Raw genomic sequence first — 25138 nt, 5'->3', positions numbered from 1 at the left:
GACGTCCGGGCGGCTGACTCTCCGATATCGTTTAATCCGGTACCATTTAAAACGTGAAGTCAGGAGGGATATTATGAGCAAGAATACAACATACTGTGTGCGTGAAGCAGTAGAAAATATTGAAGACCTGCAAAATGCGGTTGAGGAAGAATGTCCGGCCGGATGCTATTCCAACCTTTTATCGCCGGGTTATTCATTAGGCGATACAGTGCCATTTGTGCTTTTCACTTCTAAATCAGCGCCGTTTGTCGCGTTCGGAAATGTCGGCGAGCTGGATAACGGCCCGTGCTTTAATACCGTTTTTTTCAGGGTTGAAAGAGTCTGTGACGGATGTGCCACATTAAGCCTGCTTATTGCTTTTGACGAGCATAAGCACATTCTTGATTTTACAGATAAAGATTCTGTCTGCGATGTATTCCGTTTAGAAAAAACACACTATTGCATTGAAGTCGATCTTCACAGCTTCTGCGCCATCAATTGCCTGAACCCGAGACTGCTGAACCGCACACATTCTTAATCGAAAAGCATAAAAATAAGCTGCCGGATTAAAGAATTCAGGCAGCTTTTTGTATGGTTAAAAACCGAGCGGATGCAGCGAGGTGATATCGCTAATGGCAAGCTCCGCAGGCGCACCGTTGCTCGTCGTCCTCAAATAGATGGCATCATTTTTTCTGCCGACGATCACGCCTCTGTAAGTTTTCCCGTTGGCTTCTATCAGACAAAGCGCCCGCGGCATATTATGCGGCAGCTTCGTTAAGAAATCAATTTTTTCAACAATGGACATTCTGCTCATCGGCTTTTTCACGCGCTTCGGCGGAACTTTCTCCTCCGGGGCGTCATTGTGAACCGCTTCAGGCTCTTTTTCAGCGGTGTCAGGTTCATCAGCAGCTTCCTGCACTTGCGCCGGAACTTCTTGAGAGGCTTCCTCCGCGCGGCTGTGCTGTACAGGCGTCTGATTTTCCGGTTTGGCAGACGCGGCTCCGTCGGGCTGAGTCTTACATTCTTCCTCCTGCTTTCCAAACGCCGGCTCTTCTTCCGGCGGCTGATGTGCTTTCCTTTTTTTGATTAATATGTCCTGCATTGATGATTGCGTGTCTGTATAATCCGGCTGAACAATATACATGAGCGGTTTTTTGTCCGCGCTTCTGTTTTGTTTTGACATCTTCATCCCTCCGATTCTGTCATGTTTTATCTATATGACAGAATGATTAAAATCAGAAGAAAGAAAAAAGCAATCCCTGAAAGGGACTGCTTGTCAATTAACGTGCGGTAATATGGAAACCGGAATCAACGTGAAGATTTTCGCCCGTGATGCCTCTTGAGAGGTCACTGAACAAGAATGCAGCCGTGTCGCCCACTTCTTCAGGCGTTGTCGTGCGGCGCAGCGGTGCGCGCTCTTCGATTTCTTTCAGGATAGAGTTGAAATCACTGATTCCTTTTGCAGACAGCGTGCGGATCGGGCCTGCTGAAATACTGTTGACGCGGATGTTTTCTTTTCCTAAGTCAGCGGCTAAATATCTGACGCTCGCATCAAGAGACGCTTTTGCCACACCCATTACGTTATAGTTTGAAACGACGCGCTCTCCGCCGAGGTAAGTGAGTGTAACGATGCTTCCGCCTTCAGTCATGATCGGACGCGCCGCTTTTGCGACCGCTGTCAGAGAGTAAGAACTGATGTTATGCGCAAGCAGGAATCCTTCACGGTTCGTATTTAAATATTCACCGACAAGCTCTTCTTTGTTTGCAAACGCGATGCAGTGCGCGATGCCGTGAATCACGCCGACCTGCTCTTTAATGCTCGCAAAGCAAGTTTCGATCTCAGCGTCATTTGTCACATCACACGGAAGGATGAGAGAATCATTTCTTTCTAATGTAGCCGCAAGGTCATGAACTGATTTTTCCAAGCGTTCTCCTGCGTATGTGAAAATGAGGCGCGCTCCGGCTTCATGCAGCGAGCGGGCGATTCCCCAGGCGATACTGCGTTTATTGGCGACGCCCATCACAACGATGTTGCGGCCTTCAAGTGAAAAATTCATATGTATAAAGCCTCCTGTAATCGTCTTAAAGACATAGTTTTAGTACCTGATCTTAATTTTTATCATATCATAACCTTGTCCAGATTGAAAGCATGGGAAAAAGACCGCTGGGTGTCGAAGCGGTCTCTTTTTATCTCGTCTGCAGACTGTTTCTTTTAAAGGCAAAATGATTGGTCGGGCCGTGTCCCGCTCCGATGCCGAGCGTATGTTCCACCGCTTCACGCACAAAATTGGCGGCTATCTCAAACGCGGTTTGAATCTGTTCTCCCTTTGCGGTTTCCGCCGTCAGCGCAGCCGCAAACGTGCAGCCTGTTCCGTGAGTATGTTTGGTGTCAATATAGGCGTGACTGATTTGGGTAAAAGACGAACCGTCAAATAATAAATCAACGATTTTCCCCTGTTCCGGCTGATGTCCGCCTTTTATGATGACGTTTTTTGCGCCAAGCCTGCAAAGGCATTCAGCCGCTTTTTTCCGGTCCTCAAACGTGCGGATTTCCATCCCCGTCAATGCCTCAGCTTCCGGAACATTCGGCGTAACCGCATAGCTGCGCGGAATCAGCAGCTCTTTTAACGCGGCCTGTGATTCCACCCGCAGCAGGGAAGCGCCTCCTTTGGCAATCATGACGGGGTCGGTGATGAGATGATCCAGCCCGTACTGATCTATTTTTTCCGCTATTTCCGCAATCATCTCTGCGCTCCACAGCATCCCCGTTTTTATCGCGTCAGGCCGTAAATCTTCCGCCACCGCGTCGATCTGGCTGCCCAGCGCTTCCCTGGTGAGCGGATAGATGCCGTGAACGCCCAATGTGTTCTGGGCGGTTACCGCTGTAATGGCTGACATTCCGAAGACACCGAGCTCCTGAAAGGTTTTGAGATCGGCCTGAATACCGGCGCCGCCTCCTGAATCTGACCCGGCAATCGTCAATGCTTTGCATATGCTCATGCTGTTTTTCTCTCCTTTCACATTATCCGATCCATTTATGATAAAAGGATTTCGCTCTGCTGATATCACTTGTACCGTGAATTAATGCTCTTCCGTCACGAAACAAAACCATCTTGACATTGTCTGCGCGGAACGAAATTAAATACGGGTTGGCTGACACGTCAAGCCCCGCCCGCCTGAGCTGTTCCGCAAGCCTTTGCAGATCAAACTGTTCGGATATCCCCGTTCTGATCTGTACCGTGTTCCGGCCGCACAGAACCGCCGCTTTCGTCTGATTTTCATAAGATAAAAACGGAAAATCATTTGTGCCGCAGCTTGGACAATCAGCCGACTTAAGCTGGGCGACGTTTATTTCTGACCGTTCATTTTTCCATAAATCAAACGAACGGAGAACATGCTCAACAGGTTCGCCCGTTAACAGCTTCAGCGCGTCTGCAGCCTGAAAAACGGCCGTCTGCAGGACAGCCGGGCTGATAATTCCCGCCGTATCGCATGTCATTCCGCCTAAAGGCAATGTCTCAAGCAGACAGTGAAGACACGGCGTGACACCGGGTATGACGGTGAATGAAAGTCCGTAGCTTCCGACACAGGCGCCGTACAGAAAGGGAATTCCTTTCTGTACAGCCGCGTCATTCACAATCATCCTTGTTTCAAAGTTGTCAGTGGCATCCACGATAAGGGATGCGTCACAAATCAATCCGGGTGCGTTTTCCGCAGTGACATCCATGACAAAACCTTCTACCTCTACATCACTGTTTATAGATCGCAGCCGCTTTTCTGCTGCCGCGGCTTTCGGCATTTCCTGTCTGACATCGTCTTCGGTATAAAGCTGCTGGCGCTGGAGATTACTCCACTCCACATAATCTCTGTCGGCGATCGTTACCTTCCCGACTCCTGCTCTGACAAGCATCTCCGCACTTGCCGTGCCGAGCGCACCCGCACCGATAATCATGGCATGAGACGAACGGAGCTTCTGCTGGCCTGAGGGACCGATCGGCTGAAACAGCTCCTGTCTGGAATATCTGTCCGTCATACCGGAAGACCGTCACGCGGACTGCTTGCAGTTCCGTAATCTTTCACCGGTATTCTGCCGGCTTCATAAGAAAGGCGGCCCGCTTCTACGGCAAGCTTCATTGCCCGGGCCATTTTGACCGGATCATCAGCGCCTGACACAGCAGTATTTAATAACACGCCGTCAGCCCCGAGCTCCATCGCGTAGGCCGCGTCTTTGGAAGACCCGACGCCGGCATCGACAATGACCGGCACCTTCGCCTGTTCAATGATGAAGGAAAGATTCAGCGGATTTAAAATCCCCTGGCCTGAACCGATCGGTGAAGCGCCCGGCATAATGGCATGAACTCCGAGCTCCTCAAGACGCCTTGCGAGCACGACATCATCTGACGTATACGGCAGAACGATAAATCCCTCTTCGAGCAGCTGTTCTGATGCTTTCAATGTCTCAACCGGATCAGGCAAAAGTGACCGGCTGCATCCGATAACTTCTACTTTTATCATGTCACAAAGTCCGGAAGCTTTGGCAAGCCTTGCAATTCTGACTGCCTCTTCAGCCGTTGCGGCGCCGGCTGTATTCGGCAGAAGCGTGTACTTAGATAAATCAAGCTGTTCGAGAAAGTTTGGCTGAGACTCTTCAAAGATGTTCATCCGCCGCACCGCAAAGGTTAAAATATCTGATTCCGAAACCGCCACCGCTTCTTTCTGAATCTCAAAACTCGGATATTTACCTGTTCCTAACAGCAATCTTGACTGAAACTGCTTTCCTCCTATTGTTAACATCCTCATCCGCCTCCTACAAAATGAACAATTTCTATGACATCCCGGTCACACAAACTTGTATTTTCATAATTCTTTTTTTCAATGATTTCTTTATTTCTCTCTACAACTACGATTCTGTGATCAAGCTGATACGATTCGAGCAAATCCTGAACCGTTCCCTCTTTTCGATCCCAATCAATTTGTTTTCCGTTCAGCTGAAGGATCATATGTGAACCGCCTCCTTGCGATCAATTCGAAACGCTTCTTCCCATTCATGTTTCACCTGTTTCCCCAGGATCATATCCCGCACCATTTCAGCCGTTGCCGGGGCCAATAAGATGCCGTTTCTAAAATGGCCGGCGGCGAATATGATGCCGCTGTCTTCAGGATGCCGCCCGATAAACGGCTTTCCGTCTCTTGTACCCGGCCTGAGCCCCGCCCAAAACCGGTCTATTTTCATATGTTCGATGGCGGGCAGCATGGTTTTCGCTTTTGAGATGACGGCTTCGATCCCGCCGATGTCAGGCGTATCGCTCCAGTCGCCCTGTTTCATTGTGGCACCGATGACAAGCCGGCCGCTTTTTCTCGGGACGACATAACTTTGACCATGGTAAAGGGTTTTGGTAAGCGGGATATGGTCATTCCACACAGAAAGGCATTCTCCTTTCACAGGGAAAAAAGGCTGTCCCAAGCCGAGCTGGCTGAAAAACCGGCCGCTCCATACACCGCTTGCAACTGCGACTTGGTCAGCATAAACATCCCCGCCGGATGTTGTGATACAGAATGCTCCGTTCACCCGTTTAACGGCGGTCACATGTGTATGCTCATATATATCAGCGCCATAGCGCCGCGCCCCTTTTGCATACGCTTTGCAGACATAATACGGCTCGACATGGACATCGTCTTTTATAAAACTTGCGCCGAGAATGTCCTTTGAAGCGTACGGCTCTTTTTCAAGGGCTTCTTCCGCTGAAAGCCAAGTGACGGAAGGTAAATCATCCATCTTTCGTAAACGGATAATGTCTTCTTCGGTATACGCCAGTTTAAGCATTCCGCCGTTATGGCGCCTGATGTCAATGCCGCAAGCCTCCTCCAGCTCGCGCCCTGCCGCTTCATACAGTCTTTGGCTGTACATGGCGAAATCAAAAAACGCATCCCGGTTTTCACATTCCGCATGAGCACCCAGCATTCCCGCAGCAGCGCTTGTCGTTTTTCGGCCGATCGCACCGTCTTCAAACAAGACAACGTTCTTTTGAGTCTTCGCCAGTTCATAAGAAATGGCGCACCCGATAATTCCGCCGCCGATAACCGCCGTTTCATAGTGCTTCTTCATAATCGGCCTCCCTTATTGCGCGTGCATACCGTTTTGCCGCTTCCTCAGGATTTTCAGCTGAGAAAATGCCTGACATGACGGCAATTCCGTCCGGTTTCGCCTGCTTTGCCTTTCCGATTGTCTGCAGTGTCACTCCGCCGATTGCGATTACGGGGATAGAAAGCGTGCTTTTAATATCTGAGAGCAGGCTGATGCCTCTTGCTTCAAGTCCTTGTTTACATTCGGTTTCAAATACATGGCCGAACACCACATAATCCGCATCTTCTTTTTCAGCTTGGACCGCTTCTTTCAGCGAATGAACCGAACGCCCGATATGAAGATGGGGAAATCTGTTTCGCACCTGTTTGACGGAAAAGCTGCGGGCCGGAAGCTGAACACGGTGTATATTGGCAAAAAGCGCGACATCCGCCCGGTCATTAATAACCAATTTGTCCTTATCGGCGCCGCCTTTTTTCAAAAGTGCCAAAAGCTGCATGATCTCTCCCGCTGTTTTGTCCCGCTCACGGATATGGATAAAGCTCACTTCATGCTGAATCGAAAGAATATCCTCCGCCAGCTCGGCAACGGGCTTGCGATTATCGGTTACCGCGTGCAGCTCCAAAGGACTCCACCTCTTTTCCGCCCTTTCCGGACCAGCCTTCTTTTTGATAAGCCATTCCCCAAAATTGATATTCATAATAGCTTGAAATCACAAAATTCTCTTTCATTTTCGCGCGGATTTCCTCTGTGCTGCTTTCAGCAATCTCGTTAAAACGGCTGATCTGTTCTTCGACTTGCTGTCTGAACCAGTCTCCGCCGTATGTGCCGATCCATTTTTCATAAATCGGATGTTCCGGTTTGCATTCCTTTAAGTGTTCGCCGACTTCATAATAAAGCCAATAGCAAGGCAGAAGCGCAGCTAAAATTTCTCCAAATTGGCCGCTCATTACCGATCTGTACATATGAGACGTGTAAGAATAAGCCGTCGGTGCCGGTTTAAAGGCCGCACGTTCTTCTTCTGTAATTCCTAAAAGCTCCGTAAACTCGCGGTGCAGCGCCATTTCTGCTTCATATGTACCCTGAGCGTGGCCCGCCATCCTGCCCGTCGTAAACAAGTCTTTGGCATATGCGGCTCCGAACGCCTGAACTTTTGCAAAATGCGTCAAGTAGTAGGAATCCTGCAGCACGTAATAGCTGAAACGGTCGATCGGCAGGCTTCCGTCACCGATTCCCGTTACAAACGGATGAACAAAACTTCCGTCCCACCATTCGGCTGCCGCCAGTCTGCATTCTTCAGAAAATGTCATTATATCTTCCCCCCTGATAAAATAAAAAAAACACTTTCCCGCATCGGAAAAGTGGTTTGGAATTTATATGGATAAAAGGAACCCAAAAAAATACCGCTCCACTTCCCTACGCAGGTCTGAACCTGTTCAAGTTATGAGGGTCTAAAAGTCTCACTTTTATCTCAGCCCTTATGAAGGACACCCCTAGTGGTCATACGATTGATTATTTACTTGTTATGCCTTCTATCTTATCACGAATTGCAATTTGGTCAAGCTTCAAGAATGTTTCTCAGTTCCGACACGTAGTTGCGCGAGCCTGTAACGATGAGACGGTCTCCTGTTTTCAGCCGCGTGTCTCCGTGCGGAACGATGCTGTCCACACCTCTGAAAATCCGGACGAAAATCACATCGCCCATCAGCGGAAATTCCCGGAGAATGATGCCGTTATACGCCGTGTTTTCCAGATTGATCTGATAAAGCGAAGACTCTTCGTTTGTCACCGTAAAGAGAAGAGAAGAAAGCGAGCAGAATCATCGTCGCCAAGTCCGCAATAACGGCGACAAGCAAAATGATCTGGCCGATATTGGAGTTCATGATCCTTTCTTCTTTTAAGGTCGGAACCACCACTCCGAGTGATATCGTCGAAATAATAAGCGTCATTAAAAATGCGTTTTGAATAAAACCGGCTAAGACAAAGCCGTAGGACAGCAGCAATGATAAAATAAAGATGCCGAAAAATATAATCAGTGCGGCAGAAAACGTGTTGGGCGCTTCCTTGCCGTTCGGAAGGAATTGTTTTTTCTTCCCTTTCTCAAATGACGAAAAATCAATTTCCAAACCGCTTAAAAACATTAAAAAGATAAAGCCGAGGACAGACAGCGTCTCCAGCCATGTGTCTCCCTGAACGACGAGATTCAGGCCGCTTTTTCCGATAATAAGCCCCATGATGATTTCCGCGACGACAACCGGAATGCTGAGCTTAAACCGATGCAGAAGGAGCGGAGTCAAAAAAGCGACGATCAGAACGACGACTAAAGATGCGACTGATGTGTGTTCCATTAGTAAATACCTCCTTAAAACAAGGGTTATAAAAGCCCGCTTAATGCGGACAAAACCTTACTTTTTTAAAAACATAACGCATATTCTAACAAGGCTGACCGCGAAAAAAAAGTGATAAGGCTTTATTTTCTTTAATTCTTTTTTTAATTTGTGCCAAAACGGCGTAATTAGGTATAGGAATTAACCCCATAATAAATAAAAAACCGTTCAAAGGAGGCTGACACAAATGGCTTATGACATCATCAGCGATATACACGGATGTTATGATGAAATGATCGCTCTAATGCAAAAGCTCGGATATGAAGTGAAAGACGGAACGCCCGTCCATCCTGAAGGCAGAACGCTTGTCTTTGCGGGGGACTTAACCGACAGAGGCCCTAAATCCGTTGAGGTGATGCGTTTTGTGACAAAAGCATATGAAAAAGGAGCCGTACGTTATGTCCCGGGAAATCATTGCAACAAACTGTATCGCTACTTAAAAGGAAACCCCGTAAAAGTGATGCACGGACTGGAAACAACGGCAGCGGAACTGAAAGAGCTGTCTCCCGCTGACAGAACGGAAATATCCAGACAGTTTATCCGATTATATGAGTCAGCGCCGCTTTACGACATTTTACATAACGGCGAGCTCGTTGTCGCCCACGCTGGCATAAAAGCTGACGATATCGGTAAATACACGCGTAAGGTGAAGGAGTTTGTTCTGTACGGTGATATCACGGGAGAAACCTATCCCGACGGCAGGCCCGTCAGAAGAGACTGGGCTGCCGCTTATGAAGGCAAAGCATGGGTGGTTTACGGCCATACCCCGGTAAAACGCCCCCGGATCGTCAACCGTACGATCAATATTGATACAGGCTGTGTCTTCGGCAATAAGCTGACAGGCTTTCGTTTTCCGGAGCACGAAACCGTTTCTGTAACAAGCTCAATGCCGTATGATGCATCACGATTTCGCGAGGATGACGGCACGCAGACATGAAAAAAAGCCCGAGACCGGTTAACGGTTCGGGCTTTATATGTGTTCAATCAATGTTTTCATATCGTCAGGAACGGGGGCATGAAAAACGAGCGTTTCTCCGGTCATGGGGTGTACAAATGAAAGCAGCTCACTGTGAAGAGCCTGCCGTGCAATTCCCTCGTTTTTTCCGCCGTACAGTGTATCGCCGACTAACGGATGGCCGAGATAACTCATGTGCACCCGGATTTGATGCGTCCGCCCCGTCTCCAGACGTAACGCTGCAAGCGTGGACGCATGTCCCGCTTTTTCCGCTTGAAAATGCGTCACTGCTTTTTGTCCCTCCGGCGTTACCATCCGCTCAATAATACTGTCGGGCTTTCTTCCGATGGGCGCGTCCACCGTTCCTTCTTTCTGCAGAATGACGCCGTGTACGACAGCGAGATACCGCCTGTTAACAAGGCCCTTCTTCTGCGCTGCCGACAAAAGGGAATGGGCAAGCCGATGCTTGGCGATCAGCATCGCTCCCGATGTATCCCTGTCAAGACGGGTGACAAGATGAACTGTTGACTGCACGCCGTTTTTACGATAGTGGCTGATCACTCCGTTCGCGATGCTTTCGGACGGGTGCTCTCTTGATGGAATTGAGGAAACATACGGCTGTTTATTGACCACAAGCACATGGTCATCTTCATAAAGGATATCAAGCGGAACCGGCTCAGGCAAAAGCGTTTCACTCACATGCTCCTTTGGGAATTCAATCTTAAGCACATCTCCGGCCGCTAACACGGTGCGGACGGTTACGTGCTCTCCGTTTACAAGAAGGTCTCCGCCGCCGAATTTAATATCAGCGAGAAGCCGCTTTGAAATGCCGAGCTGCGCCGTATATTCTTTTACCGTCATCCCGGCTTCCGGGGCAGAAATGTTCTTTTGGATAAAAAAGTTTTTCAATCCGTTTCCTCTTTCTATTCGCCTTTTCCGATAAAGGAGTCCTGCACTCTTTTCCAAAACGGAAACGGGCGGAATCTTGCAAATCTGACTTTTTCTTTTGCCACCCGGCACAGAATAGACTTGACATCCTTATGCAGCAAGGTTAAATGATCTATCGTGACTTGGAAGTCGACTTCGTTTCTCGGCTTGATGACACAGTTATGATGATCGGGAAGCAAAAGCGGCGAACCGACAGTCCTGAACACTCTGTTATTGATGGATGCCATTTCCGCAAGCTGAATCGCTCTGATGGAAGGGTGGATGATCGCGCCGCCTAACGCTTTATTATAAGCCGTGCTTCCGGAAGGCGTGGACAGACATAAACCGTCTCCCCTGAACGTTTCAAACAGCTGGCCTTTAATTTCAACGTCAGCGACGAGACTGCCTTCTATGCTTTTGATCGTACATTCGTTCAAAGCCAGATACCGCTCCTCACGTTCTTCATCATGATAAGTGACAATCACCTCAAGAAGGGGATACTCCACGGTGTGATACGGCGTTTTGGCGATGGCCAGAACAAGCTTCTCTATCTCCTGCGGAACCCAATCGGCATAAAAACCCAAATGCCCCGTGTGAACCCCGACAAAAGCAGTTTTATCGAGACGGTCGCTGTACCTGTGGAACGCGTAAAGAAGCGTTCCGTCACCGCCGACGGAAATAACGATTTCCGGCTCTTTTTCATCCAAGGTCATGTCAAAATCGAGTAAATACGCCTGTATTTTGCTTTTCAGTGTATCTGAAACCTCGTCTCCTTTTGAAGAAACGGCAAATTTCATGCCATTCCCCTCCTTTCCTACTGGTGGCCGCCCGCTTTTTTCTTTCGTGAAAACGCGGCTTGGGCTTCCTGGATCTCTCCGCGGATTTCTGACATTTCTTCATCGAGCCGGGATGCGGCTTCTGAGGCCCGCTGCAGCCTCAGCTTTACTTTTTCGGGAATGTTCCCGCTGTATTTGTAATTCAGTGAATGCTCAATGGTTGCCCAAAAGTTCATGGCAAGCGTCCGAATCTGTATTTCTACAAGAAGGTGCTTTTCTCCGGACGCTGTCTGTAAAGGATATAAAACGACAAGGTGGTAAGACCGATATCCGCTTTCTTTATGCTCTGCTATGTAATCCCGCTGGTCGACAACGGTAAAATCTTTTCTGGCAAACAGCATATTTTTGACGATCTGGATATCATCTACAAATTGGCACATAATACGAAGCCCCGCGATATCCTGCATCGTTTCAATCTGATGAAGCGGTATGCTTTTCCGTCTCGCTTTTTCAAGTATGCTCGCCACCGGCTTTACGCGGCCTGTCACAAATTCAATCGGTGAGTGATCATCTTCATACTCATAAAGGGTTCTGACACCTTTCAGCTTCACCTTTAATTCTTCAACAGCCTGGCGGTATGGCGCTAGAAATTGCTCCCATTGTTTGTCATCCATCGTACATCCCCCAATTCCGAACCTGTTCTAAAGAAATACGCTTTTCACTTTTTCTTCCATATCTCCGTAGTTTGCATTATCTTTAATATTTTCAATAAGATAATCGAGTTCTTCATGCAGCCCTGAAAGTTCAACCGTTTTGCCGCCGGCCTCAAGCACCGCCGGTTTTCTTTGGTCAAGGGCCTCTTTCAGATCCGGCCATACATGGTCTTTTATAATGACATATTCAAAAGAGTCAGCTGTTTCAAGTATGTATACAAAAGCAAAGTGATCGGAATCAACAAGCATTTGACCTGAGGCTTTGCGTTCCGCTCCGCTTAAGTCTTCTCCGCACTTCAGTCGGAGCGCGTCTTCTGTTAATGATGCATTTTGGATTTCAATTCTCTTTTGCATAATGTTCTCCTTTTTTAACAAAGTACAGCATTTATTTTATCATATCAAGGTCGATATTGATAAACGTAACCTCTAAAGAGATAATGGGAATTATACAATTTTTCGTCCTGAAAGGAAGACTGTCATGACCCAAGAAATAGAAATTGAGTTCAAAAATCTGCTGACAAAATCAGAATTTCAGAAACTAAGTGAAGCACTCGGCATGAAAAAACATGATTTTAAGCAGCAGATCAATCATTATTTCGACACAAAAGATTTTTCTCTGAAACAAAAAAAATCAGCCCTCCGCATCCGTGAAAAAAACGGCGCGTTCGTCCTGACATTAAAAGAGCCTGCCGCGGTCGGTCTGCTGGAAACGCACCAAGAGCTTACGTCACCTGACCTTGACGGCTTTAAGATTCCGGAAGGCCCTGTCAAACGGCAGCTGGAAGGTCTCGGTATCAATTCAGAACACATTTGCTGGTTCGGAACGCTGTCAACTGAACGCGCGGAAAAAGAATCAGAAAAAGGCTTAATCATTTTAGATCACAGCCGATATTTAGAGAAAGAAGACTTTGAATTGGAATTCGAGGCCGCTGACTGGGACGAAGGAAAACGGGCGTTTGAACAATTGCTCAAGCAATTCAGCATCCCGGAGCGGACCACTAAAAATAAAATCCAGCGTTTTTATGAACAGAAACAAAAAAAGGTGGAATGACAGAGTGAATATAACGAATTGGGCGGCCATTCTCCAGCTTCAATCAATGGCGCTGCAATCAATCTCTAATACAGGCACGGCTTCAAGCGGACAATCTTCACAAAGCCCGCTTTCAGATTTCAGCGCGCTGCTCAGCCAGTATACGGACACAGCCGTCCGGCAGCAGCCGGAAGCGGGAATTTTAAACGGGGTGCGGACCGCTCACACTTCATATTCACCGAGAATTCCGGTTACAGCCAGTTCAGCGGACGCATCACAGACCGCTTCTCAAAGCATTAAGCCTGCGAATGCGGCTTCTGACATCAGCACCGGAAACTTTTCAATAGACAGCGCCATTCAAAAAGCGGCCGAGAAATATGGAGTGGACGAAAAGCTGATCCGCGCCGTTATTAAACAGGAATCGGGCTTTAATCCGAAAGCGGTCAGCGGCGCGGGGGCAATGGGGTTGATGCAGCTTATGCCTTCCACGGCTGAATCACTCGGGGTGTCAAACCCGCTTGATCCCGTCCAGAACGCTGACGGCGGCACGAAGTACTTAAAGCAGATGCTCACGAAATACGACGGGAATGTGTCCTTGGCGTTAGCCGCCTACAACGCGGGCCCCGGCAACGTAGATCGGTACGGAGGCGTTCCGCCGTTTAAGGAAACACAGCAATATGTCAAAAACATAACCCGGCAGTATTACGCGTAAACCAGAGAGGCTTCCTTCTCTGGTTTTTTTGCGGAGTGAAATCTTACACATGAATGAAGGCGATGTGATATGATATGAAATACAAGCGCCTGACAGAAAGGCACTTTGTTTGTAGAAATAAAATGTTATTGCTAAAATATACAGTAACTGAAGATAGTAAAACTGAAAGATAATTTCGCAATAGGAATGATGGTTCCTATTAGCCATATAAAGGAGTAGTCAACATGGGACAATCGTTTAACGCACCATATGAAGCGATTGGAGAGGAACTTCTATCGCAACTTGTTGATACTTTTTATGAGCGTGTCTCGTCTCATCCCTTGCTGAAACCAATATTCCCAAGTGATTTGACTGAAACGGCCAGAAAACAAAAGCAATTTTTAACCCAGTATTTAGGCGGGCCTCCCCTTTACACAGAAGAGCACGGACATCCCATGCTCAGGGCAAGGCATCTTCCCTTTCCGATTACGGCCGAGAGGGCTGATGCGTGGTTAAGCTGTATGAGCAGTGCGATGGATCATGTCGGGCTAGAGGGCGATATTCGTGAATTTCTGTACGGGCGTCTGGAATTAACGGCCAGACATATGGTAAACCAGTCGGAAGCGGAGGATCGATCATATTGACGAATTATCAGCATGAGCAATACTTCGCCCATTGCCACGGACATCCAAAAAAACCGCTGGAAATTTACATGTTTGTTGACCCTTTATGTCCTGAATGCTGGTCGCTGGAACCCGCCATAAAAAAACTAAAAATCAGATACGGACGTTTTTTTACGCTGCGGATCATTGTCTCCGCGAGTATCACGTCGCTGAATAAGCAAAAACGGAAAAAACACCTTCTTGCCGAAGCTTGGGAAAAAATTTCGAACCGTTCCGGGATGCCTTGTGACGGAAGCCTTTGGCTTGAGCAGGAACAGCCTTTGTCATCGCCTTACCTTGCCGCACTCGCGTTAAAAGCGGCCGAACTGCAAGGAAGAAAGGCCGGCATCGTGTTTCTTCGCAACATGCAGGAAAGCCTGTTTGTCTCAAAGCAGAATATTACGGATGAAGACGTTCTTTTAGAGATTGCCAAAAAGACGAAATTGGATGTCGAAGAATTCAAACGCGACCTCCATTCACAAAGCGCAGTCAAAGCGCTTCAGTGCGATATGAAAATCGCGGCGGAAATGGACGTCACCGTCAATCCGACATTGACGTTCTTTAACAGCCTGCATGATGATGAAGGGCTGAAGGTGCCAGGCAACTATTCTTATGACGTATACGAAGAAATCTTATTCGAAATGCTCGGCGATGAACCGAAGCCTTCTGAAACGCCGCCTTTGGAATGTTTCATTGAATATTTCCGGTTTGTCGCATCGAAAGAAATTGCACTTGTTTATGATTTAAGTCTTGAAGAAGTTGAAAAAGAAATGAAAAAACTGGCATTCGCCAAAAAGGTCGCCAGAGTGGAAGCAAAGCACGGTCTGTTTTGGAAATCCCTGGCCGGCACCAAGGAAGATGTCACCTGCTATGATCATTAAAAAAAGCTGATTCCTTACGGAGCCGGCTTTTTTTGTGCAAATAAAGAAACCGCGCCGGGATAAGCGCGGTTTCATATGTCTTAACGACAACAAAGGGGATGGGAGAAATTTTTCACGGTCAAACAAAGGGGTAATGTTTGTTTGTGATCAATTTCACATCCTTATCATATCAAATCTTGTCGAGTTTTGACAAGCCATAAGCTTAATGTTCATATTTTTGTCACAAAACATAACTGACTGCTTGTTTTCATAGAATATATCAATGAAAACAAGGAGGGACATAAATGCTCCGCACCGTATTGATCATCGGAATGATTGTGTTTTTCTTCTTTTTAAATCTGCTGGCTATGATGCATATGCTGCCGATTTACATTACATCTCCCCTGCTGTTTCTATCCATATTGTTTGCCCTGTACCGGCTGAATCACCGAAAAACGTTTAAAGGATTTTAAAAAGCCTGCGCATCTAATGCACAGGCTTTTTTGTATTAGGAAGGATTCACTTTCGAAAGGAGTTCTTCCATTTCATTCAGTTTCTCTTCAAACATTTTGCAGGCAGCTTCGATCGGTTCAGGCGAAGTCATATCGACTCCCGCTTTTTTCAGGATGTCGATCGGATATTCTGAGCTTCCGGCTTTTAAGAAGTTGGTATAACGCTCAACCGCAGGCTTGCCTTCTTTTAAGATCTGGCTGCTCAGCGCTTGAGCCGCACTGTAGCCTGTCGCATATTGATACACATAATAATTGTAATAGAAATGCGGAATTCTTGACCATTCCAGGCTGATTTCTTCATCAATTACCATGTTGTCTCCGAAATACTTTTTATTCAGATCATAATAAAGCTTGTTCAGCAGTTCAGGCGTTAACGGCTCGCCTTCTTGCGCTTTCGTATGAATCAGATGCTCAAATTCAGCGAACATCGTCTGTCTGAAGACTGTGCCTCTGAAACCTTCAAGCATGTGGTTGAGAAGATACAGACGCTGTTTTTCATCTTTTAAGCTGTTCAGCATATATTCACCGAGCAGCGCTTCATTGGTCGTAGAAGCGACTTCAGCGACAAAAATGCTGTAGTTTCCGTACGGATACGGCTGATATTTTCTCGTATAGTAGCTGTGCACGGAATGGCCGAACTCGTGAACGAGCGTAAACAGATTATTGACAGTGTCGTGCCAGTTCATTAAGATGTACGGATTCGTGCCGTATGTACCGGACGAATAAGCACCGCTGCGTTTTCCTTTGTTTTCGTATACATCGACCCAGCGGTTTTCAAGTCCTTCTTTTAAAATAGACGCGTATTCATCGCCTAACGGAGCAAGCCCTTTGAGCATATAATCTTTTGCTTCCTCATATGTGACCTTCATTCCCGAATCTTTTACAAGCGGTGTGTACAGGTCATAATTGTGGACTTCATCAAGGCCGAGCACCTTTTTCCGCAGATCAATGTAACGGTGTAATAACGGAAGATGTTTATTGATCGTTTTGATAAGGTTATCATAAACTTCTTCAGGGATGTTGTTATTGGATAAAGCCGCTTCCCGTGCTGATTTGTATTTTTTCACCCGGGCGTAGAAATTATCTTTTTTCACAGTGCCACTGAGTGTAGTCGCCATCGTGTTTTTATACTGTCCGTATGTTTTATATACGGCTTTAAAGGCGTTTTTACGGACTTCCCGATCGCTGCTTTCCAGAAAATTAATAAAGTTGCCGTGTGTGATTTGAGTTTCCTTGCCGTTTTCATCTTTTATCGACGGAAACGTAATATCGGCGTTGTTTAAAACACTGAATGTATTGGAAGGCGAAGACAGCGCTTCTGACGCTTCCGCAAGCAGGGCCTCTTCTTTTTCGCTCAGCACGTGCGGACGCTGTTTTGTAATTTCTTCAATGGCATGGGAGTAAACCTTAAGCTCTTCTTTTTCCAGAATAAACTGATGCAGCTTGTCCTCCTGAATCGCCAGAATTTCCGGTTCAATGTAAGCAGTCGCACTGGCGGCCTGAGAATACAGACTTGCGGCTTTGTCGTTCAGTCCTTGGTAGAAAGAATTTCCCGTATCCTGATCTGAGCGCATATGCGCGTATGCATAAAGTTTTCCCAGACGGCTCGTCACTTCATCCTGTGCGGTAAGCGCCGCGTATAAATTATCGGCTGAATGAGCAAGCGTGCCTTTAAAGGAAGATAAATTCGGAATTAATTCTTTAACTGCTTGAAATTCTTTATTCCAGGCCTCATCACTAGGAAAAATATCCTCTAGTCTCCATGTATGCTCTGCCTTTACTTCACTTCTGTCAGGCAGCTGTGCTGCTTTATTTTCCTCAGTCATGGTGATCCCCCTCGTTTTCTTTATTTCAAGCCAATTGAAAAAATGATTGTTTCTCCAAAAGCTTGTGTTGTGATTATCTTCCGGCTTTTCACTGCCTTTTGTCAAATCATATGCGGCGTATAAGACCGAGCATACCAATAATACAATGAAAAACCGAAAACAAAATGCTTGTACGCCCTTCACATTCAGCCACCACCTTGACGTTAGGGTGAACGAAACGGAGCATTCTCATTCCCTAAAAAAGAGCAGGTCCCGGCGGTGCAGCTCTTCGGCCGTTTGAGGGCGCTTGTGTTGGGTTGAAGGCATATATACTTCATTCTCAGTTTCCCTTAAAAAATCCTGCAAACATAAGAAATCAGCATATTGTTTTATCGCCATTCTGATGAGATCTTCATGTGAATCATACCGCATCCTGATCTCCTGCCGCCGGATTTTTTGCCGCAAATAATGAACCATGCCGGATAACCGGATCGGTGCGCCTTTTTCACAAAGCTCCGCAAGCCGCAAGTATAAATGGCCCTGCCACACAAAAACGGGACTTGCAAACACAAAGCCCGCTGAAACGGGGATAAACACTTCAGAAGGCAGAAAAGGAAAGGCAATCTGATGCCGTTCGTAAAAAAGTTGCCGGATAAGACCTGCATCTTCAGATAAAAACCGGCCGCTTTTTTTGCGGAAGCCTGCTACGGCGCGTCCCCAAGAGGAAAGGTTGACGCTGTGCCGGCCCTCCGGGAGAGAAATGTCTTTCAGGTTTGCTTTATGAAGAGGGATCATGGTTAAGCCGGCATAAGAATAGCCGGTGTAAAACGGGGTGATGGAATGAAGCTTATAAAAGGAGCGGACATCGGGGCAGTAAAACATCAAGGAGGAAAATGAGTTAACTTCAAATAATTGCCAGTGATAAGCAGAAAGCCGGAAAAAATGCGCAGCCAGCCGTTTTAAGCGTTTTGCTCCGATGATCCAGACAGGCCGATACCCGGCGTTTTTCAAGCCGGCCGTCCGGCTCTTTAAAGAATCTGCCGAAAGGTTTGCACATTGAAATTCAAAAGCCAGCCGCTCTGTGCCGCTTTCCGCCGTCAGATCAGGCCGCTGTCGGGCGGAAGGCAGATACGGCTCTAGGCTGACGGCGCAACCTTGTGTCTTAAGCCAGAGAAAAAGCTGTCTTTTTCCTTCCAGATGATATTCGCTTTCGGGTTCGGATTCTCCCGGGCACAGCCTGCTTTTTTTATGAGCGAAGTGCGGCAGTTTTTCCCGTCCCAATTTAATATCAAGCTCACTTTCACAAACGGGGCAGAACCAGCGTTTCTTTCTCAGCTCCGCCGCTTTTTCTTTTGAATAGCTTCCGGCCAGCTGAATGAGCTGTCCCTCGGCAGTCAAAGCACTGAACATGCTGCATCTTCTCCTTTCCTGAATCTTGATGTATTCAGCAGAAAGAAGGCATACTCCTTTTTGCGGATGAGAGCCGTTATGCAATTTTCAGCCGTTCATAAAGTCATTCAGAACAAAAAAAAACCGATTTCTGCTGAGAGAAATCGGTTTGTTATGATGCAAAGTGTTTTTTTATCGTATATAACGCATGATCAGCGATCACCAATTTTCCGTATTCTTCAAGACGGTGAATGCTGACTGATGATTCTTGCGCGTACTCCAACAGGATGCTTAGCTGATTTTCAACCTCTTCATCAGTTTGCTCATAAAAATCTGCATATAAATAATATCGGTCTTCAAACGAATACAGGGTCGTTTTAATTCCGTTAAGATTCAATTTTGATAGCGAGATGAGATCCTCAAAATCGTCGAACCGCAAAGTGAACTGAAGCTTTTGCTCCTTATCCTCCCGATTCTCGGCCTGCTCTTCTTTCTGGAAATCATCAAGTAGAGCATCGAGATTTTCATCTGCCGGCTCTTGTTTTTTATCTTCCGGGATCGGCAGTTCGAGTTTTTGTCCGTCCTTGGAAAGCTGGGCTTTTGTTACGATTATTTCCAGTCCTTTGTCCAATGCCTGAACCTGAATCCAAAGAGGACCCTCGACAGCGAATTCCTCTTCATCATGCACTTCATCCATGACTTCCCAGAACAGTTCTTCACTGCGCTCGCGATTGTACCAGATTTCTTCTCTGTCAAAACCGCGATCTTCAATATCACCATAAGACATATAAAATTTTACTGTATGCTCATTAATTCTTTCTATTTCCATTTTGCCAACCTTCCCTTCTTTATAAGATGTTGAAGGGACATCTAAGCTCCCGATGAATAGTACTTTACTACACTTTACCCATTCCGTCCACATCTTAACCTTATAGAAGACAGCGCAAATTCTTTATATTTCTATTTTATGATAAAACAGTTATAAAAGAAATAAAAAAGCATTTTCACACCGAAAAACAGGCTTTCTCCCGGTTCTCATCATAAATAGCGCACCGCCTCATATATTAGCTGTACAAGCAACCGATCTATAAGCGAGGTGTTATTATGCCGCACGATTACCTGCTGTCCCTTCTGCTCATTATCGGAATTGACCTCATTCTCGGCGGTGACAATGCCGTCGTCATCGCGATGGCCAGCCGGAATCTGGCGCATAAGCAAAGACAGCAAGCGATCATCTTCGGAACGTTTATCGCAGTCGTCTTAAGAATCGTTCTGACGAGCGCCGCGGTCTATTTATTGAATGTTCCTTTTTTACAATGCGCAGGCGGAGTGTTTTTATTGTATCTCGGCTATCAGCTTCTGATCGAGAAGAAAGATGCGCAGCATGTGAAAAGCAGTTCTTCCCTTTGGAAAGCCATCCGCACAATCGTTCTGGCTGATATCTTTATGTCGCTTGACAATGTCATTGCTGTAGCCGGCGCTTCTCACGGTGAGCTTACACTTGTTGTGATCGGGCTCTTCATCTCGGTGCCGATCATCATCTGGGGCAGCAAGCTCGTTCATGCCGCTATGGACAAAATGCCTTTATTGATGTATGCCGGGAGCGGCCTTCTCGCGTTTACCGGCGGTGAAATGATTGCCGGAGACAGCAAACTGTCATTTTTCATGGCAGAACACAGCGCAATACAGATGATGCTGCCGATTTTGACCGTCGTTTTTGTCATACTCGCCAGTATGATTTATCAACAGACTGAAAAATAACAAAAAGCCCAAAACGCGATGGTTTTGGGCTTTTTCCATGCTTATCGTAAGCTTATATCAGTTGGCAAGACGCTGTGCTTCTCTTAATTGGAAAGAACGCACTTTTCTTGGCAGGAATCGTCTGATTTCGTCTTCGTTATAGCCGACTTGCAGACGTTTTTCATCAATGATGATCGGACGGCGGAGCAGTCCCGGATGCTCATTGATCAAAGTGTACAAGTCTTGAAGAGGCATTGATTCAACGTTTACGTTTAGTTTCTGGAATACTTTAGAACGGGTAGAGATAATTTCATCCGTACCGTCTTCAGTCATACGCAGAATCTGCTTGATCTCATCAATTGATAACGGCTCGGAGAAGATGTTTCTTTCTTCAAACGGAATCTCGTGCTCTTCAAGCCAAGCTCTTGCTTTTCTGCATGACGTACAGCTAGGTGATGTGTATAATGTAACCATTAATCTTCACTCCTCTAATTAGTAGGATGAACATGTTTGTATTCTCAAATTGAAATGACTTTAAAAAAGGAATCTTTATAGGTATTATACTATAAAAAAGTAAGTGTGAACAGTCTCCTGAGAAAAAAATGTGTCAATCCGGCAAATTTACGTTTTGCGGAATTTTTTCATTCTCAATTAGCTCAGCTGATCGAAAATGTTTTTTCGTTTGTTCTCATCAATGACTTTGAGAACTTCATCCGTTTTTTCGTATGATTCTCCGTACCATTTTTCATCTTTATAAGTGTGAATGGTTTCATATGTCTGTTTCATCGCTTCAAACATTTCTTCTTCTGACTCTGTCTTAGGTGACCAGTACAGAATCTCCATTTTGTTCACTTCATTCGTAGCCAATGACCGGCGCCGATACCCGATTGACTGCGCGTGCTTGAAATGCTCTCTTTGATAAAAACGCAAACGCTTCTGTGTATCCGTGTCATCCTCGTCAACAGGCTCCACCTCAAGAAGAATCGGCTTGTTTTTCTTTTTCAGCCTGCCGATCAGCTTGCTTCCGAGACCTTGACCTCTGGATTTCTTTGACACAAACAGGTAATCAATAAAGATAAAAGAGTCAAATTCCGCATACATCAGCACGTGGTACTGGCCCTCTTCTTTATGATAAACATCGCTTTGCTCCTTCAACAGAGCTTCCATATGCGCTTTTGATTTCATTTCTTCAATCGGAAAATATTCACTCAGCTTCTCGTACCAGTTCATTCATTTGCTCCTTATGGGTTCGTTGTCTTCACACTTTTAGATATACCCCATTTCCGATTGTTTAAACAATCTTACATCTATTAAGACGTGTGATCCTTTGACATGGTTTCAATTTTTTTAAAATGGTGTGTAATCCACATTTTTTGTATAACGGTTTGCCGCGTCCCACAATAAAAATTCGTCAATCCCTTCATCATGCAGCGCTTTTATCTGGTCTTCCACCTGGCTTTTCCCGTATTCTTGGTAATTTCCGCTGCCGAGATAAGAAGCCGTGAAGTCCTGAAGCCACGGACGTGACACCGGCGGATGTTTCAGTTTGGACAGTTTTTTATTTTCCACCTTCGCGTATTCTTTGACGACTTTGTAAGGCTCAAGGTCCGGTTTATCAATTCCGAAATAGCTTGTCCAATGGCTCGGGTAAATCATGGATGAGATGACATCGACCCGTACTGAAATCTTGCTGAAATTCTGGCCGATCCCCGGTGCTTCCGGCAGCGTCGCAGAATAACCGAAAATATCAGCCGACACATCCGCACCGTACGGTTTGAGTTTTCTTTTCGCATAACCGACAAAATCAGTGACGGCGTGCACGCGTTTCTGCACATTGCTGTCCGCTGTTTTTCCGTAATCGCCGTGTCCGTATGTCAGTTCGTCATCACGTTTTTCAAAGCCTTCAGGAAAACGGACATAGTCAAACTGAATTTCTTGAAACCCCATCTTCGCGGCTTGTTTTGCAATCTTTACATTGTAATCCCATACTTCTTTCATAAACGGATTGACGAACGATTCTCCGCGGCCGTTTTTCCAGACACTTCCGTTTTTTTCTTTAAAGGACCATTCCGGCTTTTCGTTCGCGAGTTCGCTGTCTTTAAATACGACAATACGCGCAATCGGGTAGATCTTTTTTTCCTCCAGTTTTTTCATCATCTTTTTTGGGTCTTTGATGTACGGCTTGGCGATTTTGGCATACTCAGAATGACCGTCCGGCTTAAAGGTAAGATTTCCGTGGTCATCCTTCACATCGATCACCATTGAATTGAGCTCCGTTTTGTCCACAAAGTCTGTCAGCTCCTGAAATTTGCTGCCTCCCGCTGAATGCCCTGTAACGTAAATGCCCCGAACCTTATCAGGATGTGTAAAATGCAGACCTGACGGATAAGCGAACCTGTCATTTGCTTTTGGCAGTTCTTTTTCAGTCAGCGCCACTTTCACAAGCGGCTGTTCCTCTTTCACAGCGGCTTGTGCAGGATAAGCGCCTGCACTGAAAAACAGTCCCGCCGCAATGGCGCATAAAATAGTTCTCATACTGATCTCCCCCTTTTTTTCCATTATAGGAAAACGGGAGCAGCCTTAATAAACTTGGATGTGCGCAAAAAAAATCCTCCAAGACTAAGTCTTGAAGGATGATACTTTTATTGATAGGTTTTAAATTCAGCTTCAGTGCACATGACAAAGTGTCCCGGTTTGACTTCACGAAATTCCATCTTTTCTCCGTTTTGGAGCTGATGGATTGACGGGTCGTACTTCTTTCGCGTGCGATTTCTTTCATAGTCCGGATCAGGGAGCGGGATGGCGGACAGCAATGATTTCGTGTAAGGGTGAAGCGGGTTTTCGTAAAGCTCATCCGCCGGCGCAAGCTCCACCAGTTTCCCGAAATACATAACGCCGATGCGGTCGCTGATGTATTTGACCATTGATAGATCATGGGCGATAAACAGGTAAGTGAGTCCTTTTTCTTTCTGCAATTCTTTCATTAAATTGACGACCTGTGCCTGAATGGAAACGTCAAGCGCCGAAATCGGTTCGTCCGCAATGATAAACTCCGGATCAACCGCCAAAGCTCTGGCGATTCCGATACGCTGGCGCTGTCCGCCCGAAAATTCATGCGGATAGCGGTTGGCGTGTTCTTTATTTAAACCGACCGTTTCCAGCAGTTCGTGAACCCGCTGCATCCGCTCTTTTTTCGTTTTTGCCAGACGGTGAATATCTATCCCCTCGGCAATAATGTCGGCGACTGTCATTCTCGGATTTAAAGAAGCGTACGGGTCCTGGAAAATCATCTGCATTTTCCGGTTAAACTCCAGCAGTTTCTTGCGGGATTTTTTTCCGTGGACATTTTCTCCGTTAAAGAGAACTTCACCGCCGGTTGCCTCATACAGCCGGATAATACTGCGGCCCGTCGTTGATTTACCGCAGTCAGATTCCCCGACAAGGCCGAGCGTTTCACCTTTATAAATATCAAATGACAAATCATCTACGGCTTTTACTGTTCCTTTCGGCGTAAAAAAATGCTGTTTTAAATGTTTGATTTCGAGCAGTTTCTCAGTCATTTTTTTCACCTTCCTTCATTAAAACAGGCTGCTGATACGTATTCGGCAGCTGACGGATTTTAGCCTTCACCGCTTCAGGCGGCTCGACCTTAGGCGCATCAGGATGCAGAAGCCATGATTTCACAAAATGCGTATCAGACACTTTATACATCGGCGGTTCCTGTTCAAAATCAATCTTCATCGCATATGAACTGCGAAGCGCAAATGCGTCCCCTTTCGGAGGATTCGTCAGATCAGGCGGCGTACCTGGAATGGCCGTCAGTTTTTCCTGGTCGGTGCTGTCCAGGCTCGGCATTGAGGCGAGCAGCCCCCATGTATACGGATGGCGCGGATCATAAAAGATTTCATCCACCGTGCCCGATTCGACCACCTGACCCGCATACATGACGGCGACCCGGTCAGCGACATTGGCGACAACGCCGAGATCGTGCGTAATAAAAATGATGGATGTATCAATTTTCTTTTGGAGATCTTTCATCAGCTCAAGGATCTGAGCCTGAATCGTCACATCAAGAGCTGTTGTCGGTTCATCGGCAATTAACAGTTTCGGATTTGCCGCGAGCGCCATCGCGATGACGACACGCTGTCTCATACCGCCTGAAAATTCGTGCGGGAATTGGCCGATCCGTTTTTCAGGCATCGGAATTCCGACGAGATCAAGCAGTTCTACGGCGCGTTTTTTAGCCGCTTCTTTTGAGATTTTTTCATGTTTGAAAAGCACTTCCGTAATTTGTTTGCCGACTTTCATTGTCGGGTTCAGAGAGGTCATCGGGTCTTGGAAAATCATTCCGATTTCCTTTCCTCTGATGGCCTGCATTTCTTTTTCGGACATCGGTACGATATCGCGCCCGTCAAAAAGAATCTGTCCTCTTTTAAAATAGCCCGGCGGCATCGGGATCAGCTTCATAATTGCTTGGGAGGTCACACTTTTTCCGGAACCTGACTCTCCTACGATCGCCAGCGTCTCTCCTTTATTCAAATGGAAATTCACGCCGCGGATTGCCTGTACCTCTCCGCCGTATGTTTTAAATGAAATGGCTAAGTCTTTTACTTCTAGCAAGCGTGTCACT

At 46.5% G+C, this 25138-nt stretch carries 30 protein-coding genes, 1 pseudogene and 1 riboswitch; of the genes and pseudogenes, 8 read left to right on the top strand and 23 right to left on the bottom strand.

Annotated elements, in window-relative coordinates:
• Positions 1 to 73 precede the first annotated feature (73 nt).
• Positions 74 to 517, top strand: a complete 444-nt coding sequence (gene cotZ, locus BAMF_RS26880) for a spore coat protein CotZ (protein ID WP_013351853.1) — start codon at positions 74 to 76, stop codon at positions 515 to 517.
• A 57-nt stretch (positions 518 to 574) separates the two neighbouring features.
• Here cotZ and BAMF_RS26875 read toward each other — a convergent pair whose 3' ends face one another.
• The 11 genes and pseudogenes from BAMF_RS26875 to BAMF_RS26830 form a co-directional block, all read right to left on the bottom strand.
• A complete protein-coding gene (locus BAMF_RS26875) occupies positions 575 to 1162 on the bottom strand; it encodes a CotO family spore coat protein (RefSeq protein WP_013351852.1) in 588 nt (195 codons plus the stop codon).
• A gap of 97 nt (positions 1163 to 1259) precedes the next feature.
• Positions 1260 to 2036, bottom strand: a complete 777-nt coding sequence (gene fabI, locus BAMF_RS26870; protein ID WP_013351851.1) for an enoyl-ACP reductase FabI — start codon at positions 2034 to 2036, stop codon at positions 1260 to 1262.
• 130 nt (positions 2037 to 2166) lie between these two features.
• Positions 2167 to 2979 carry a bifunctional hydroxymethylpyrimidine kinase/phosphomethylpyrimidine kinase gene (gene thiD / locus BAMF_RS26865; protein ID WP_013351850.1) on the bottom strand — a complete coding sequence of 271 codons (813 nt, stop codon included), beginning with the start codon at positions 2977 to 2979 and terminating at the stop codon, positions 2167 to 2169.
• Between the two features lie 22 nt (positions 2980 to 3001).
• The gene (thiF, locus tag BAMF_RS26860; RefSeq protein WP_013351849.1) at positions 3002 to 4012 is read right to left on the bottom strand and encodes a thiazole biosynthesis adenylyltransferase ThiF; all 1011 of its coding nucleotides are present in this window, start codon (positions 4010 to 4012) and stop codon (positions 3002 to 3004) included.
• Positions 4009 to 4779 (bottom strand): thiazole synthase, encoded by a 771-nt coding sequence (thiG, locus tag BAMF_RS26855; protein ID WP_007610655.1) that lies wholly within the window; start codon positions 4777 to 4779, stop codon positions 4009 to 4011. Before thiG ends, thiF begins: the two co-directional genes overlap by 4 nt.
• Positions 4776 to 4979: a sulfur carrier protein ThiS gene (gene thiS, locus BAMF_RS26850; protein WP_013351848.1), complete on the bottom strand. Its 204-nt coding sequence runs from the start codon at positions 4977 to 4979 to the stop codon at positions 4776 to 4778. The genes thiG and thiS overlap by 4 nt, the downstream gene beginning before the upstream one ends.
• A complete protein-coding gene (gene thiO / locus BAMF_RS26845) occupies positions 4976 to 6085 on the bottom strand; it encodes a glycine oxidase ThiO (protein WP_013351847.1) in 1110 nt (369 codons plus the stop codon). The genes thiS and thiO overlap by 4 nt, the downstream gene beginning before the upstream one ends.
• Entirely contained in the window at positions 6069 to 6686 is a 618-nt protein-coding gene (gene tenI / locus BAMF_RS26840) for a thiazole tautomerase TenI (RefSeq protein ID WP_014470610.1), read from the bottom strand. Before tenI ends, thiO begins: the two co-directional genes overlap by 17 nt.
• The gene (gene tenA / locus BAMF_RS26835; protein WP_013351845.1) at positions 6661 to 7371 is read right to left on the bottom strand and encodes a thiaminase II; all 711 of its coding nucleotides are present in this window, start codon (positions 7369 to 7371) and stop codon (positions 6661 to 6663) included. The genes tenI and tenA overlap by 26 nt, the downstream gene beginning before the upstream one ends.
• 86 nt (positions 7372 to 7457) lie before the next feature.
• A riboswitch (TPP riboswitch) is annotated at positions 7458 to 7566 on the bottom strand.
• Positions 7567 to 7619: 53 nt separating this feature from the next.
• Positions 7620 to 7766, bottom strand: a complete 147-nt coding sequence (locus BAMF_RS41810) for a TrkA C-terminal domain-containing protein (protein WP_232502503.1) — start codon at positions 7764 to 7766, stop codon at positions 7620 to 7622.
• 79 nt (positions 7767 to 7845) lie between these two features.
• A pseudogene (locus tag BAMF_RS26830) lies at positions 7846 to 8409 on the bottom strand (cation:proton antiporter); the annotation flags it as partial.
• 226 nt (positions 8410 to 8635) lie between these two features.
• On the opposite strand from BAMF_RS26830, the gene prpE reads away from it, so the two are divergent.
• On the top strand, positions 8636 to 9385 hold the full coding sequence (prpE, locus tag BAMF_RS26825; protein ID WP_013351843.1) for a bis(5'-nucleosyl)-tetraphosphatase PrpE: 750 nt from the start codon (positions 8636 to 8638) through the stop codon (positions 9383 to 9385).
• 33 nt (positions 9386 to 9418) lie between these two features.
• Here prpE and BAMF_RS26820 read toward each other — a convergent pair whose 3' ends face one another.
• From BAMF_RS26820 to BAMF_RS26805, 4 genes are read right to left on the bottom strand one after another with little or no spacing between them, the layout of a single operon-like run.
• The gene (locus tag BAMF_RS26820) at positions 9419 to 10312 is read right to left on the bottom strand and encodes an RluA family pseudouridine synthase (RefSeq protein ID WP_013351842.1); all 894 of its coding nucleotides are present in this window, start codon (positions 10310 to 10312) and stop codon (positions 9419 to 9421) included.
• Between the two features lie 14 nt (positions 10313 to 10326).
• The gene (locus BAMF_RS26815) at positions 10327 to 11127 is read right to left on the bottom strand and encodes an NAD kinase (RefSeq protein WP_013351841.1); all 801 of its coding nucleotides are present in this window, start codon (positions 11125 to 11127) and stop codon (positions 10327 to 10329) included.
• Positions 11128 to 11144: 17 nt separating this feature from the next.
• Positions 11145 to 11780, bottom strand: coding sequence for a GTP diphosphokinase (gene yjbM, locus BAMF_RS26810; protein WP_013351840.1), 636 nt, complete (start codon positions 11778 to 11780; stop codon positions 11145 to 11147).
• Between the two features lie 27 nt (positions 11781 to 11807).
• Positions 11808 to 12173 carry a UPF0738 family protein gene (locus tag BAMF_RS26805; RefSeq protein ID WP_013351839.1) on the bottom strand — a complete coding sequence of 122 codons (366 nt, stop codon included), beginning with the start codon at positions 12171 to 12173 and terminating at the stop codon, positions 11808 to 11810.
• 124 nt (positions 12174 to 12297) lie between these two features.
• Between BAMF_RS26805 and BAMF_RS26800 the strand changes: the two genes are divergently transcribed.
• The 5 genes from BAMF_RS26800 (at position 12298) to BAMF_RS41500 (ending at position 15535) form a co-directional block, all read left to right on the top strand.
• A complete protein-coding gene (locus BAMF_RS26800) occupies positions 12298 to 12870 on the top strand; it encodes a CYTH domain-containing protein (protein WP_013351838.1) in 573 nt (190 codons plus the stop codon).
• 4 nt (positions 12871 to 12874) lie between these two features.
• Positions 12875 to 13561 carry a lytic transglycosylase domain-containing protein gene (locus BAMF_RS26795; protein WP_013351837.1) on the top strand — a complete coding sequence of 229 codons (687 nt, stop codon included), beginning with the start codon at positions 12875 to 12877 and terminating at the stop codon, positions 13559 to 13561.
• 224 nt (positions 13562 to 13785) lie between these two features.
• Positions 13786 to 14184, top strand: a complete 399-nt coding sequence (locus BAMF_RS26790) for a globin domain-containing protein (protein ID WP_013351836.1) — start codon at positions 13786 to 13788, stop codon at positions 14182 to 14184.
• Entirely contained in the window at positions 14181 to 15083 is a 903-nt protein-coding gene (gene spxH, locus BAMF_RS26785; RefSeq protein WP_013351835.1) for a protease adaptor protein SpxH, read from the top strand. The genes BAMF_RS26790 and spxH overlap by 4 nt, the downstream gene beginning before the upstream one ends.
• A 284-nt stretch (positions 15084 to 15367) precedes the next feature.
• The gene (locus BAMF_RS41500) at positions 15368 to 15535 is read left to right on the top strand and encodes a hypothetical protein (RefSeq protein WP_003155026.1); all 168 of its coding nucleotides are present in this window, start codon (positions 15368 to 15370) and stop codon (positions 15533 to 15535) included.
• A 35-nt stretch (positions 15536 to 15570) separates the two neighbouring features.
• On the opposite strand, the gene pepF is transcribed toward BAMF_RS41500, so the two are convergent.
• The 3 genes from pepF to mecA form a co-directional block, all read right to left on the bottom strand.
• The gene (pepF, locus tag BAMF_RS26775) at positions 15571 to 17400 is read right to left on the bottom strand and encodes an oligoendopeptidase F (RefSeq protein ID WP_013351834.1); all 1830 of its coding nucleotides are present in this window, start codon (positions 17398 to 17400) and stop codon (positions 15571 to 15573) included.
• A 228-nt stretch (positions 17401 to 17628) separates the two neighbouring features.
• The gene (locus BAMF_RS26770) at positions 17629 to 18789 is read right to left on the bottom strand and encodes a competence protein CoiA family protein (RefSeq protein ID WP_013351833.1); all 1161 of its coding nucleotides are present in this window, start codon (positions 18787 to 18789) and stop codon (positions 17629 to 17631) included.
• Positions 18790 to 18940: 151 nt separating this feature from the next.
• Entirely contained in the window at positions 18941 to 19597 is a 657-nt protein-coding gene (mecA, locus tag BAMF_RS26765) for an adaptor protein MecA (protein ID WP_014470612.1), read from the bottom strand.
• Between the two features lie 275 nt (positions 19598 to 19872).
• Between mecA and BAMF_RS26760 the strand changes: the two genes are divergently transcribed.
• The gene (locus BAMF_RS26760; protein ID WP_013351831.1) at positions 19873 to 20529 is read left to right on the top strand and encodes a TerC family protein; all 657 of its coding nucleotides are present in this window, start codon (positions 19873 to 19875) and stop codon (positions 20527 to 20529) included.
• A gap of 57 nt (positions 20530 to 20586) precedes the next feature.
• Here BAMF_RS26760 and spx read toward each other — a convergent pair whose 3' ends face one another.
• The 5 genes from spx to BAMF_RS26735 all read right to left on the bottom strand — a co-directional run bounded on the left by spx (position 20587) and on the right by BAMF_RS26735 (position 25137).
• Positions 20587 to 20982, bottom strand: a complete 396-nt coding sequence (gene spx, locus BAMF_RS26755; RefSeq protein WP_003327578.1) for a transcriptional regulator Spx — start codon at positions 20980 to 20982, stop codon at positions 20587 to 20589.
• Positions 20983 to 21159: 177 nt separating this feature from the next.
• A complete protein-coding gene (locus BAMF_RS26750; protein ID WP_013351830.1) occupies positions 21160 to 21738 on the bottom strand; it encodes a GNAT family N-acetyltransferase in 579 nt (192 codons plus the stop codon).
• Between the two features lie 117 nt (positions 21739 to 21855).
• Positions 21856 to 23043: a putative glycoside hydrolase gene (locus tag BAMF_RS26745; RefSeq protein ID WP_013351829.1), complete on the bottom strand. Its 1188-nt coding sequence runs from the start codon at positions 23041 to 23043 to the stop codon at positions 21856 to 21858.
• Positions 23044 to 23150: 107 nt separating this feature from the next.
• Entirely contained in the window at positions 23151 to 24068 is a 918-nt protein-coding gene (oppF, locus tag BAMF_RS26740) for an oligopeptide ABC transporter ATP-binding protein OppF (protein ID WP_013351828.1), read from the bottom strand.
• The gene (locus tag BAMF_RS26735) at positions 24061 to 25137 is read right to left on the bottom strand and encodes an ABC transporter ATP-binding protein (RefSeq protein ID WP_013351827.1); all 1077 of its coding nucleotides are present in this window, start codon (positions 25135 to 25137) and stop codon (positions 24061 to 24063) included. The genes oppF and BAMF_RS26735 overlap by 8 nt, the downstream gene beginning before the upstream one ends.
• Position 25138 lies beyond the last annotated feature (1 nt).

The sequence above is a fragment of the Bacillus amyloliquefaciens DSM 7 = ATCC 23350 genome (assembly GCF_000196735.1).
GTDB lineage: Bacteria > Bacillota > Bacilli > Bacillales > Bacillaceae > Bacillus > Bacillus amyloliquefaciens.
Note: the sequence above shows the minus strand (reverse complement) of the source record. Positions and strands in the feature narration are given on the sequence as shown.

Bases quoted from the DNA above. Each gene is read 5' to 3' on its own strand.
- cotZ (WP_013351853.1), top strand. From the start codon at position 74: ATGAGCAAGAATACAACATACTGTGTGCGTGAAGCAGTAGAAAATATT.
- BAMF_RS26875 (WP_013351852.1), bottom strand. From the start codon at position 1,162: ATGTCAAAACAAAACAGAAGCGCGGACAAAAAACCGCTCATGTATATT.
- fabI (WP_013351851.1), bottom strand. From the start codon at position 2,036: ATGAATTTTTCACTTGAAGGCCGCAACATCGTTGTGATGGGCGTCGCC.
- thiD (WP_013351850.1), bottom strand. From the start codon at position 2,979: ATGAGCATATGCAAAGCATTGACGATTGCCGGGTCAGATTCAGGAGGC.
- thiF (WP_013351849.1), bottom strand. From the start codon at position 4,012: ATGACGGACAGATATTCCAGACAGGAGCTGTTTCAGCCGATCGGTCCC.
- thiG (WP_007610655.1), bottom strand. From the start codon at position 4,779: ATGAGGATGTTAACAATAGGAGGAAAGCAGTTTCAGTCAAGATTGCTG.
- thiS (WP_013351848.1), bottom strand. From the start codon at position 4,979: ATGATCCTTCAGCTGAACGGAAAACAAATTGATTGGGATCGAAAAGAG.
- thiO (WP_013351847.1), bottom strand. From the start codon at position 6,085: ATGAAGAAGCACTATGAAACGGCGGTTATCGGCGGCGGAATTATCGGG.
- tenA (WP_013351845.1), bottom strand. From the start codon at position 7,371: ATGACATTTTCTGAAGAATGCAGACTGGCGGCAGCCGAATGGTGGGAC.
- BAMF_RS41810 (WP_232502503.1), bottom strand. From the start codon at position 7,766: ATGGGCGATGTGATTTTCGTCCGGATTTTCAGAGGTGTGGACAGCATC.
- prpE (WP_013351843.1), top strand. From the start codon at position 8,636: ATGGCTTATGACATCATCAGCGATATACACGGATGTTATGATGAAATG.
- BAMF_RS26815 (WP_013351841.1), bottom strand. From the start codon at position 11,127: ATGAAATTTGCCGTTTCTTCAAAAGGAGACGAGGTTTCAGATACACTG.
- yjbM (WP_013351840.1), bottom strand. From the start codon at position 11,780: ATGGATGACAAACAATGGGAGCAATTTCTAGCGCCATACCGCCAGGCT.
- BAMF_RS26805 (WP_013351839.1), bottom strand. From the start codon at position 12,173: ATGCAAAAGAGAATTGAAATCCAAAATGCATCATTAACAGAAGACGCG.
- BAMF_RS26800 (WP_013351838.1), top strand. From the start codon at position 12,298: ATGACCCAAGAAATAGAAATTGAGTTCAAAAATCTGCTGACAAAATCA.
- BAMF_RS26790 (WP_013351836.1), top strand. From the start codon at position 13,786: ATGGGACAATCGTTTAACGCACCATATGAAGCGATTGGAGAGGAACTT.
- BAMF_RS41500 (WP_003155026.1), top strand. From the start codon at position 15,368: ATGCTCCGCACCGTATTGATCATCGGAATGATTGTGTTTTTCTTCTTT.
- pepF (WP_013351834.1), bottom strand. From the start codon at position 17,400: ATGACTGAGGAAAATAAAGCAGCACAGCTGCCTGACAGAAGTGAAGTA.
- BAMF_RS26770 (WP_013351833.1), bottom strand. From the start codon at position 18,789: ATGTTCAGTGCTTTGACTGCCGAGGGACAGCTCATTCAGCTGGCCGGA.
- mecA (WP_014470612.1), bottom strand. From the start codon at position 19,597: ATGGAAATAGAAAGAATTAATGAGCATACAGTAAAATTTTATATGTCT.
- BAMF_RS26760 (WP_013351831.1), top strand. From the start codon at position 19,873: ATGCCGCACGATTACCTGCTGTCCCTTCTGCTCATTATCGGAATTGAC.
- spx (WP_003327578.1), bottom strand. From the start codon at position 20,982: ATGGTTACATTATACACATCACCTAGCTGTACGTCATGCAGAAAAGCA.
- BAMF_RS26750 (WP_013351830.1), bottom strand. From the start codon at position 21,738: ATGAACTGGTACGAGAAGCTGAGTGAATATTTTCCGATTGAAGAAATG.
- BAMF_RS26745 (WP_013351829.1), bottom strand. From the start codon at position 23,043: ATGAGAACTATTTTATGCGCCATTGCGGCGGGACTGTTTTTCAGTGCA.
- oppF (WP_013351828.1), bottom strand. From the start codon at position 24,068: ATGACTGAGAAACTGCTCGAAATCAAACATTTAAAACAGCATTTTTTT.